Source organism: Pectobacterium sp. 1950-15 (assembly GCF_037136835.1).
GTDB lineage: Bacteria > Pseudomonadota > Gammaproteobacteria > Enterobacterales > Enterobacteriaceae > Pectobacterium.
In genome coordinates this window covers 162,186-174,158 of the sequence record NZ_JBBBQR010000001.1, presented here as the reverse complement: position 1 = coordinate 174,158, position 11,973 = coordinate 162,186, and the positions used below count along the sequence as shown (strand labels likewise).

Here is an 11,973-nt window from a genome sequence, read left to right as displayed (position 1 = left end):
TGGGTAAACTATGAATTATCAATCGTAAGCCGCGGCGAGCAGGAGCCAGAATGTTTAGAATCTATCACTCCAATCAGTTGGATATCTTGAAAAGACTGATGGTTGAGTTGATAAAACGTCAGCCGCTTGCCGATCCCTTCCAGCAGGAAGTGATTTTGGTGCAAAGTCCGGGGATGGCGCAGTGGTTGCAAATTGAATTGGCTGGGCACTTCGGTATTGCCGCCAATATCCAATTCCCGCTGCCCGGTGTTTTCTTGTGGAATATGTGTCGCCACGTGCTGCCTGATATTCCAAAAGAAAGCGCCTTCAGCAAGGATGCGATGACGTGGAAGCTCATGCATTTGCTGCCCGATTTACTGGAACAACCTGATTTTTCGGCACTTAACCACTATCTGCAGGATGATGATAACCAGCGTAAGCTGCATCAGCTTGCCGGGCGCGTAGCGGATCTTTTCGATCAATACCTGATTTATCGCCCCGAGTGGATCAAGGCATGGCAAGAAGGGAAACAGGTTGACGATCTCGGCGGGAACCAACTGTGGCAGTCCGCGCTGTGGCGTGCGTTGGTGGACTACACGCGTGAACTGGCGCAGCCCGAATGGCACCATGCGATTCTGTATCAACGCTTTATTAATGCGTTAGAGCAGGCAAAAACCTGTCCGAAAGGCCTGCCGCCACGCGTTTTTATCTGTGGTATCTCGGCGTTACCTCCCATCTATCTACAGGCGTTGAACGCACTGGCGCGGCACATTGACGTGCATCTGCTATTTACCAACCCTTGCCGCCATTACTGGAGTGACATTCAGGACTATAAGTTTCTGGCGAAGCTAAAAGCTCGCAGCCGCCGCTTACATCGTTTTGACGGCGACTCGGTTGAGGAAACTCGTCTGCTCTTTCGCGATCCCTCACAGGCAGAAACGCTGTTCAACGATGACGGTAAACAGTCGATTAATAATCCGCTGCTGGCATCGTGGGGAAAGCTGGGGCGCGATAATCTTTATCTGCTAGCTGAACTGGATAACGTGCAGGAGATCGACGCCTTTGTTGAGTCTGATGGCGAAAATCTGCTGCAAACCTTACAGCGCGATATTCTTGAGCTGGAAGACCACGCGGTGGTGGCCGTCAGCCACGAAACACAGAACACGAGCACGCAAAAACGCCTGCTGGCACTCGACGACCGTTCGGTTGATTTTCACGCCTGCCATAGTCCGCAACGTGAGGTTGAAGTGCTTCACGATCGGCTGCTAGCCATGATGGCAGACGATCCTGAGCTGATGCCGCGTGACGTCATTGTGATGATGGCGGACATCGACAGCTATACGCCGTTTATTCAGGCGGTGTTTGGCAACGCGCCAGATAACCGCTACCTGCCTTTTGCCATTTCCGATCAGCGTGCGCGACATGCGCATCCCGCCTTGCAGGCGGTCATCAGCCTGCTGGATTTACCGACAAGCCGTTTTACGGCGGAACAGGTTCTGGCATTGCTTGAAGTCCCCGCGCTGGCTGCCCGTTTCGGTATTCAGGAAGAAGGGCTACGGCGTCTGCGCCTGTGGGTGGTGGAATCCGGCGTGCGCTGGGGGTTGGATGACGACAACGTGCGCGATCTCATGTTGCCGCCGACGGGCCAGCATACGTGGCGTTTCGGTCTGACGAGAATGCTGCTGGGTTATGCGATGGACAGTCAGGTCGGCGACTGGCAGGGCGTGCTGCCTTACGATGAATCCAGCGGATTGATTGCGGAACTGGCTGGTCAACTGGCCGAACTGCTGATGCAGATTCATCAGTGGCGTCAGCGCTTGTCTCAACCGCGCGTGCTTGTCGACTGGCTACCGCTATGTCGAGAGTTGATCGAAACTTTCTTTGATGCTGACAGCGAGACCGAAGCAGCGCTGGCGTTAGTTGAAAAACAGTGGCAGTACGTGATTGGCATGGGCACGATGGCGCATTATCCACAGCAGGTGCCGATTTCCCGATTACGTGATGAATTGTCGCGGCGTCTCGATCAGGAACGGCTCAGCCAACGTTTTCTGGCCGGTGCGATTAACTTTTGTACGCTGATGCCGATGCGTTCTATCCCGTTCAAGGTTGTGTGCTTGCTGGGGATGAATGATGGTGTCTATCCCCGAACGCTGCCGCCGCTCGGGTTCGATCTAATGGGGCGGAAGATCAAACGCGGCGATCGTAGCCGACGTGACGATGACCGCTACCTGTTCCTTGAAGCGCTGCTATCGGCGCAGCACAAACTTTATATCAGCTATATCGGGCGCTCGATTCAGGATAATACACGCCGCTATCCTTCCGTATTGGTGAGCGAACTGACGGAATATATCGCGCAAAGTTACGTCTTGCCGGGCGATGAAACGCTGGATATCGATAGCAGCGCTGAGCGGGTGGTGAAGCACCTCTGCCGCGAACATAGCCGCATGCCTTTCGATGCGGATAACTTTCTGCCAGCACCGAAGCCATTGAGCTTTGCGGCAGAGTGGCTGGCGGCGGCGAATCGAAAAGGGGAAGCCCAGCCTGATTTCGATCGTGAAGCGCTGTCCGAAAGAACAACGGATAGCGATGTCAGCCTAGACGATCTGAAGCGTTTTTATCGTCATCCTGTGCGAGCCTTTTTTCAACTGCGGCTTGGTGTGAGTTTCATGCTACACAGCGATGAGCTATTGGATGAAGAGCCCTTTGTGGTTGATAGCCTTAACCGCTACCAATTGAATAGTGAGTTGCTTAATACCTTGATTAATGAAGGTGATACGGAAAAACTGTATCGCCGTGCCAGAGCTGCGGGTGAGCTTCCCTATGGCGCGTTCGGTGAAATTTACTGGCAGGAACAACAGCAGGATATGGCGCAGCTGGCGGCGCGCGTGCGCGATGAGTTAACGCCCTCGCTGTCGGTGAGCCGGGAAGTGGATATCCTCCTTGACGGTGTGCGCATCAGCGGCTGGTTGAATCAGGTGCAGCCGGATGGTTTGTTACGCTGGCGCCCCGGCACGCTTTCCATGAAAGATGGCATTACGCTGTGGTTGGAACATCTGGCCTATTGTGCGACCGGTGGGCAAGGCGAAAGCCGGTTGTATGGGCGGGAAGATACCGCGTGGCGCTTTGCAGCCTTGTCGGAAACGCAGGCCAGAGAACATCTTGCTCTCATGCTGAATGGGTATCGTCAGGGAATGAGCAAGCCGCTGTTATTGCTCAATAAAGCAGGGAGCGCCTGGCTGGCTGAATGTTATGATCGTGAAAGCGATAGCCTGCGCTCGGATGAAGAGACGCAAAACAAAGCGCGTGCCCGTTTACTGCAGGCTTGGCAGGGCAATATGGGAATGCGTGGTGAAGGCGAGGATTATTACCTGCAACGCATTATCCGTGAGTTGGATGAAAAACGAATGAATGAGGTGATTGAAGCGGCGCAAATCTGGCTACTGCCACCGTTCCGCTCTAATCTGGCATGATGAGTTTTTTGGGGTAATGCCCGAGTTGATTTCGAGGTGCGAGAAGATAACGCACTGCAACGTGAAAAGTGATGGATATGAGGTTGGAGAATTGCATGCGTAAACAGTGGGTCTGGATTACCGGGTGGTTTCTTTTATTCACATTCTGGCTTCCGGCGAGTTGGGCAGAGACGGGCTGGCAGCCGCTGGCTCAGACCATTCGAAAAAGCGAAAAAGATCCGCGGCAATATCAGGCGATTAAACTGGATAACGGAATGACCGTTCTGCTGGTTTCCGATCCGCAGGCACCCAAATCGTTGGCATCACTGGCGTTGCCTATTGGCTCGCTGGACGATCCGAATAATCAACTGGGATTGGCGCACTACCTCGAACACATGGTACTGATGGGATCGAAACGTTACCCAGAGCCGGAAGCGCTGTCCGAGTTTTTGAAAAAACATGGCGGCAGCCACAACGCCAGCACGGCGTCTTACCGCACGGCGTTTTATCTCGAAGTAGAAAATGATGCGCTGCGGCCAGCGGTCGATCGCATGGCCGATGCGATTGCGGAGCCGCTGCTCGATCCGGTGAATGCCGATCGTGAGCGTAACGCGGTGAATGCGGAATTAACGATGGCGCGTTCGCGTGACGGTCACCGTATGGCGCAGGTAGGTGCAGAGACGCTGAACCCGGCGCACCCGAGCGCGCGTTTTTCGGGGGGGAATCTTGAAACCCTGAGCGATAAGCCCGGCAGCAAACTGCATGATGAGCTGGTGAAGTTTTATCAGAAATATTACTCGGCCAACTTGATGAAAGGGGTGATTTACAGTAATCAACCTCTGCCTGAACTGGCGAAACTGGCGGCCGACACATTCGGGCGCATTGCCAATCACAACGCCAGCGTTCCTGCGGTTACCGTTCCTGTCACGACGGAGAAGCAGCGCGGTGTAATGATTCACTATGTTCCTGCGCAGCCGAGAAAACAGCTGCGTATTGAGTTTCGCGTCAGCGATATTAGCCAGGAGTTTCGCAGCAAGACGGATACCTACATTAGCTATCTGATCGGCAACCGCAGCCAGAATACGCTTTCTGACTGGCTGCAAAAGGAAGGGCTGGTTGAGTCTATCGGTGCGGGGTCTTCCCCGATCATCGACCGTAACGGCGGTATGTTCGCTATTTCGGCCTCGCTGACCGATAAAGGTCTGGCACAGCGTGATGAAGTGATCGCTGCGATATTCCGTTATCTGCAACAAATCCGCACTGAGGGGATTCAGCAGCGCTATTTTGATGAGATTGCACGCGTTCTGGATCTGGATTTCCGCTACCCGTCCATCAGCCGTGATATGGACTACATCGAATGGTTGGTGGATACCATGCTGCGTGTGCCGGTCGAACATACGCTGGATGCGCAGTATGTTGCGGATCGCTACGATCCGAAGGCTATCGCCGCACGTCTGGATGAAATGACGCCGCAGAACGCACGCGTCTGGGTCATCAGTCCGAATGAGCCGCATAATAAAGTGGCCTATTTTGTCGATGCACCGTACGAGATGGATAAAATTCCGTCGGCGACATTCGCAAAATGGAAAACGCTGGGACAGAAAATGTCGCTGTCGTTGCCGACAATCAATCCATATATCCCCGATGATTTTTCCCTGATCAAAGCTGATAAGGCGATGACTAAGCCGGCGCTCCTGCTGAATCAGCCGGGGTTACGCGTGTTGTATATGCCAAGCCACTACTTCGCCGATGAACCGAAAGCGGAAATCACGCTGTTTCTGCGGAATCAGGAAGCGCGCAGTACCGCCCGTAATCAGGTGCTGTTTGCGTTAAATGATTATCTGGCGGGACTGGCATTGGATGAACTCAGCTATCAGGCCTCGGTTGGTGGCATCAGTTTCTCCACCCGCAGCAATGATGGTCTGGTGATTAACGCCAATGGCTATACCCAGCATTTGCCACGGCTGCTACTGACGTTGGCGGATGGCTACGCCTCCTTTACCTCGACGGAAGCACAGCTGGAACAGGCGAAATCCTGGTACATACAGCAGTTGGATGCGGTAGAGAAATCAAAAGCCTTTGAACAGGCGTTACAGCCGGTTCAGGCGATATCGCAACTGCCTTACTTCGAGCGCGCAGAACGTCGTAACCTGCTGAAGGATATCCGCTTACAGGATGTGGTTAACTACCGCAAAGATCTGCTGCAAAAAGCCACGCCGGAAATGCTGGTCGTTGGCAATCTGGCACCAGAGAAAGTCACCGAGCTAGCGAACACGCTGAAAGCGCATTTGAAGGCCGATGGTGAAAATCTGTCGCGCAGCGATGATGTCAAAGTCAGTAAGACACAGCTTGCTAATCTACAGCGTCCAGGCAGCAGCACGGATTCTGCGTTAGCGGCGGTGTATGTACCGACGGGGTATTCAGAAACGCAGAGTACGGCATACAGCTCTGTGCTGGGACAGATCGTCCAGCCTTGGTTCTATAGCCAATTGAGAACAGAAGAGCAGTTGGGCTATGCCGTGTTTGCCTTCCCGACGTCTGTTGGCAGACAGATGGGCATTGGCTTCCTGCTGCAAAGTAATAGCAAGCAGCCAGCTTATCTCTATCAGCGCTATGAAGATTTTTACCTGAAAGCGCAAAAACGGCTGCGTGAAATGAGTGAAGAAGAATTTGCGCAGTATAAACAAGGCGTGATGAATGAACTGAATCAGCGCCCGCAAACCTTAGGCGAAGAAGCTGGCCGACTGCGTAAAGATCTGGATCAGGAAAACTTTGCTTTTGACTCGCGTGAGAAGCTGCTCGAACAAATCAAACCGCTGACGGTGACGCAAGTGGCCGATTTCTTCCAGCAGGCGCTGAAGCCGGAAGGTCTGGCTATTCTGTCGCAGGTGTCCGGTAGCCATCATGGTAAAGCGGACTATGCCGCACCGAAGGGATGGCACACCTACGCGGATGCGTCTTCGCTGCAGAAAACGTTACCGCGTGACAAAGCGCCTGCGATGATCCCTGCGCCAGCAGCAGATACTACAGCATCGGAAGCTGTCGGTAAGGTCTCAGCAGAATGACAAGCGCCGCGCCGCAATCATTAGACGTCATGACGTTGCCGCTCTTGGGGGAGCGGCTGATTGAGGCGTCGGCCGGAACAGGGAAAACCTATACGCTGGCGGCGCTTTACCTGCGCCTGCTGTTGGGGCTGGGTAAGCAAGCCGCATATCCACGTCCGCTACTGGTCGAGGAGATTCTGGTTGTGACCTTTACGGAGGCCGCGACCGAAGAGCTGCGGGAGCGTATTCGTGCCAGAATCCACGCCTTGCGCATTGCCTGCCTGCGTAAAAGCGCGCAGGGGGAGGTGGCGGAAAAGCCCAAAGATGCTTCGCTAGCGCAGCTGCTGGCGGAGATTTCTGACCATTGCGATGCGGCCGACGTCTTGCTGGCGGCCGAACGGCAAATGGACGAGGCGGCGATCTACACGATCCACGGTTTCTGCCAGCGTATGCTCAGTACCAATGCGTTTGAGTCTGGTGTGCTTTTTGAACAGGTGCTGATAGAAGATGAGCAGCCGCTGCGCCGTCAGGCCTGCGCCGACTTTTGGCGTCGTTATTGCTATCCGTTGCCAGTAGAGGTCGCACGTATTGTCGGTCTGGAGTGGAAAGGGCCGGAAAACCTGCTGGCCGATCTGGCTCCTTATCTGCACGGTGAAGCGCCTGTGTTTCGCTTGCCGCCAGAAGAGGGCGAAACGTTGCAGAGCCGCCATGAGAAGATCGTGGCGACGATCGACGCGTACAAACAACGCTGGCTGGCGTCAGCAGGGGATCTGGAAGCGTTGATTAGCGCTTCTGGCGTCGATAAACGCAGCTACAGCAGTAAGCATCTACCCAACTGGCTACAGAAAGTTACTCTGTGGGCAGAGCAGCAGCCGACGCTGGATTACCAACTGCCGAAGGATCTGGTACGGTTTTCCCAGCAAGCGCTCATTGAAAAGACGAAGAAAGGGGAACCGCCCGTTCATGCCCTCTTTGAGGAAACAGACCGGTTGCTTGCCACACCGCTGTCACTGCGTGATTTAGTGATTGTGCGTGCACTGTCGGCAATCCGGGAGTCAGTGAGCGAGGAAAAGCGGCAGCGCGCAGAGCTAGGGTTTGACGATCTGCTGAGCCGTCTGGATGTTGCGCTGCAACAGCCGGGCGGGGAACGGCTTGCCAGCGCCATTCGCGAACGCTATCCGGTGGCGATGATCGATGAATTTCAGGATACAGACCCTCAGCAATACCGTATTTTTCGGGCGCTGTATGTCGGGCAGCCGCAGTGTGGGCTGCTGTTGATCGGTGACCCTAAGCAGGCTATTTATGCGTTTCGCGGTGCGGATATTTTTACCTATATGCACGCGCGCGGAGAAGTGGCTGCGCATTATACGCTGGGCACGAACTGGCGATCGTCGCACCAGATGGTACATGGCGTTAATTGTCTGTTTGAACGCCTCGACTCTCCTTTTATTTTTCAAAACATCCCGTTCCTGCCGGTCAAGCCTGCCGAATCTAAGCGCGGTTTGCTGTTTGAGGTTGCCGGGAAGTCCCAGCCTGCGCTGCAATTCTGGCTAACGGGCTCAGAACCGATTGGCATTGGAGATTATCAGCAGCAGATGGCGCGCCAGTGTGCGGCGCAGATTCGTGACTGGCTGGCGGCCAGCCAGCGTAATGAAGCCTGGTTGGTTACCGATGATTCCCGGCGTTTGGTCAAGGCATCCGACATGAGCGTGCTGGTGCGTAGCCGACGTGAAGCTTCGCTGATTCGTGATGCGCTGAGCCGTTTGTCCATTCCCTCAGTCTATCTGTCCAATCGCGACAGCGTATTCAGCACGCCGGAAGCCAGCGATATGTTGTGGCTGTTGCAGGCGGTGCTGGCGCCGGAACAGGAGCGCACGTTACGCAGCGCGATGGCGACAGCTCTGATGGGGTTGGATGCCGGGCAGGTTGATGCATTAGGGCAAAGCGAAGCCACGTGGGATGCGCTGGTGGATGAGTTTGCGGGTTATCGCGCGTTGTGGCGCCAGAAAGGTGTGCTGCCCATGCTGCGTGCGTTGATGAGCCAACATCAGTTAGCGGAGAACCTGTTGGCGAGCGCGGAAGGGGAACGCCGTCTTACCGATATTCTGCATATCGGTGAGTTGTTGCAGGATGCCTCGGCAACGCTCGACAGTGAACACGCGCTGGTACGCTGGCTATCGCAACAGATTGTTCAGCCGAATCCGCAGGCAGAGAACCAGCAGCTGCGTCTGGAAAGCGATCGTCATCTGGTGCAGATCGTGACGATCCATAAATCGAAAGGGTTGGAGTATCCACTGGTGTGGCTGCCTTTCATTAGCCACTTCCGCGTGCAGGATCAGGGGATTTATCACGATCGCGAGAGCTATCAGGCCGTGTTGGATCTGCAAAATCATGAAGAAAGTCAGACGCTGGCGGAAGAAGAGCGGCTGGCGGAAGACTTACGTTTACTGTATGTCGCGCTGACCCGTTCTATTTATCACTGTAGCGTGGGCGTCGCGCCGATTCAGCGGTCACGTAAAAAAGACGGCAGCAGTGATATGCACCAGAGCGCCCTGGGTTATTTACTCCAGCGCGGTAAAGAGGCCGAGGTCGCCACGTTAGTCAGTGAGTTAGAAGGCATGGTCGGTGACGGTGTCGCATTGACACCGCTACAGGCGGCGGAAGAGCAGCGCTGGCAGCCGGATAGACCTGAATTGGCAGAGCTGCGGGCTCGCCACATTGAACGCCAACTGCGCGACGGCTGGCGAGTCACCAGCTATTCGGGGCTTCAGCAACATGGTACTGCAAGCGCGCAGGATCTGGTGCCGCGTCTGGATATTGAAGCGATAGGTGAACGTCAGGAAACGGATGAAGCCCAGCTGACGCCGCATACGTTCCCACGTGGCGCGAGTCCGGGGACGTTTTTGCATAGCCTGTTTGAAACGCTGGATTTCACTCAGCCCGTTGATGATGACTGGCTGGCCGAGCAGTTGCAGCTACAGGGGTTTGAAGCCCACTGGCAACCCGTGTTGAAGACATGGATGGATACGCTTTTGCATACGCCGCTTAACGAGCAGGGGATGACTCTGTTGGCGCTGGATAATGCAGATAAGCAGGCTGAATTACAGTTCTATATCCCGATCGAGGCCCCGATACAGGCGGCGCAGCTTGATCGGCTGGCAAAGCATCACGATCCACTCTCTGCTCGCTGCCCGGCACTCTCTTTTCAGCAGGTGAAAGGCATGCTGAAAGGGTTTATCGATCTGGTGTTCCGCTGGGAAGGGCGCTATTACCTGCTGGACTACAAATCCAATTGGCTCGGCCCTGATGCCAGTGCGTACACCCAAGCGGCCATGATGCAGTCGATGGCCGAACACCGGTATGACCTGCAATACCAGCTCTATACGCTGGCTTTGCATCGCTATCTCCGTCACCGCATTGCGGATTACGACTATGAGCGTCATTTTGGCGGCGTGTTTTATCTGTTTTTACGCGGCGTTGAGGAGTCTCACCCCGGCAATGGCATCTTTGCTTGTCGTCCCTCCGCTGAATTTGTTTTCGGGCTTGATATGCTTTTCAAGGGAAAGACGCCTGACGATGCTGATACAGGAATTCCCTCATGATTGCCTTACTTGAAACGGCACTGGCGCGACGGCTGCTGCGCCCGCTGGATATTCAGTTTGCCAGAATGCTGGTGGATGAGACGCAGCCCGAGCTGCTGCTAGCCGCCGCTTGTCTTAGCGCGCATTCGGGGGCGGGGCATGTGTGTTTACCGCTGGAGAATTTGCAGGCACAAACGCTGTTTGACGGTCGCGATCCTGAGCTGGCGCAACAGCTGCTTACGGAGGCAGGGCTAAACACGGTTTCCGCATGGCAGCAGCGTTTACTGGCATCTGATGCCGTCAGCGACGGCAGCTCGTCGACGCCGCTGGTGTTGCAAGGAGAAAAGCTTTATTTACAGCGCAGCTGGCAGAGTGAGGGCCGTGTGGCGCGGTTTATCGCCAGCGAACGCGATACGCTACTTGTTGATGAACCTGCGATTCGGGCAGTGTTGGAGCGGTTGTTTCCTGATACGGGCGAAGCGGTTGACTGGCAGAAGGTGGCCGCCGCCGTCGCATTGACGCGCCGTATTGCGATTATTTCTGGCGGGCCGGGTACGGGAAAAACCACGACGGTCGCCAGGCTGCTGGCTGCGTTGATTGAGCTGAATACGGGAGAAGCGTTACGTATTCAATTAGCCGCACCGACCGGGAAAGCGGCGGCGCGGCTCACGGAGTCGCTGGGGCAGGCCCTGCATCGTCTGGCTGTGGAACCTCAGCAGCGGGATGCGTTTCCGCAGGAAGCGACAACGCTGCACCGGCTCTTGGGTGCGGTGACGGATAGCCAGCGCCTGCGCCACAATCAGGATAATCCGCTGCATCTGGATGTGTTGATTGTGGATGAGGCGTCGATGGTCGATCTGCCGATGATGGCAAATGTGATCGCCGCGCTTCCGCCACACGCCAGAATTATCTTTCTGGGCGATCGCGATCAGTTGGCGTCCGTCGAAGCGGGTGCGGTGTTGGGCGATATCTGCCGTTTTGCCGAGGCGGGCTATAGCCGCACGCGGGCGCAGCAGTTGCAGCGGCTGACGGGCTGTAAGCTGGATGAAAGCGGCCCTGAAGGGCAGACGACGGTCAGTGACAGTATCTGTCTGTTGCGCCGGAGCTACCGTTTCGATCCGCATTCTGGTATTGGCCAACTGGCGCTGGCGGTGAACGGCGGCGATGATGCTCGCGTGCGTGCGGTGCTGAACGGCGAGTTTGCTGATATCACCTGTAGTCCATTAGCTGAGGCTGAAGAGTATCAGTCCATGCTGACACAGTGTGTTGAAGGGTATCGCGATTATCTGCAACTGATTGCTGCGGGAGCCTCGCCGGATGCCGTGCTGCTTGCCTTCCAGCGCTATCGCCAGCTGTGCGCGCTGCGCGAAGGGCCGTTTGGCGTCGCAGGGCTGAATCAGCGCATCGAGCAGGCTTTGCATCAGGCTGGGTTGATTCAGCGCAGCCGTAATCCGCTTAACCGCTGGTATCCCGGCCGACCGGTCATGATTGAACGGAACGATGCTGCTTTGGGTCTGTTCAATGGTGATATCGGTATCGCCATGACGGGGGAAAGCGGTGAACTACGCGTGTTTTTCCCCTTGCCGAATGGCGAAACCAAAGACGTCACGCCAAGCCGTTTGCCGCCGCACGAAACGGCCTATGCGATGACGGTACATAAATCGCAAGGGTCGGAGTTCGATCATACCGCGCTGGTGTTGCCGAACCACTATTTGCCGGTGCTGACGAGGGAGCTGGTGTATACCGCCATCACCCGTGCGCGCCAGCGTTTGTCTCTCTATACCGACATCAAGATCCTCTGTCGTGCGGTGAAGACGCCAACGCAGCGCTATAGCGGTTTGGAAGAGCGAATCAGCGCGTTAATGGCATGTTCTTGAGAGCATACTGCTTATAGTGAACTGTTTTGATGAGATATTAACG

The 11,973-nt window shown here is 55.4% G+C and carries 4 protein-coding genes; all 4 read left to right on the top strand.

Features of this window, described 5'->3' with window-relative positions:
• Positions 1-50 precede the first annotated feature (50 nt).
• The 4 genes from recC to recD all read left to right on the top strand — a co-directional run bounded on the left by recC (position 51) and on the right by recD (position 11,930).
• Complete coding sequence (gene recC / locus WCT94_RS00690) at positions 51-3,449, top strand: exodeoxyribonuclease V subunit gamma (protein WP_336867279.1); 3,399 nt, start codon at positions 51-53, stop codon at positions 3,447-3,449.
• A 95-nt stretch (positions 3,450-3,544) separates the two neighbouring features.
• Positions 3,545-6,493, top strand: a complete 2,949-nt coding sequence (gene ptrA / locus WCT94_RS00685) for a pitrilysin (RefSeq protein ID WP_336867277.1) — start codon at positions 3,545-3,547, stop codon at positions 6,491-6,493.
• The gene (gene recB / locus WCT94_RS00680; RefSeq protein WP_336867275.1) at positions 6,490-10,074 is read left to right on the top strand and encodes an exodeoxyribonuclease V subunit beta; all 3,585 of its coding nucleotides are present in this window, start codon (positions 6,490-6,492) and stop codon (positions 10,072-10,074) included. The genes ptrA and recB overlap by 4 nt, the downstream gene beginning before the upstream one ends.
• The gene (gene recD / locus WCT94_RS00675) at positions 10,071-11,930 is read left to right on the top strand and encodes an exodeoxyribonuclease V subunit alpha (protein ID WP_336867272.1); all 1,860 of its coding nucleotides are present in this window, start codon (positions 10,071-10,073) and stop codon (positions 11,928-11,930) included. The genes recB and recD overlap by 4 nt, the downstream gene beginning before the upstream one ends.
• Positions 11,931-11,973: the final 43 nt, after the last annotated feature.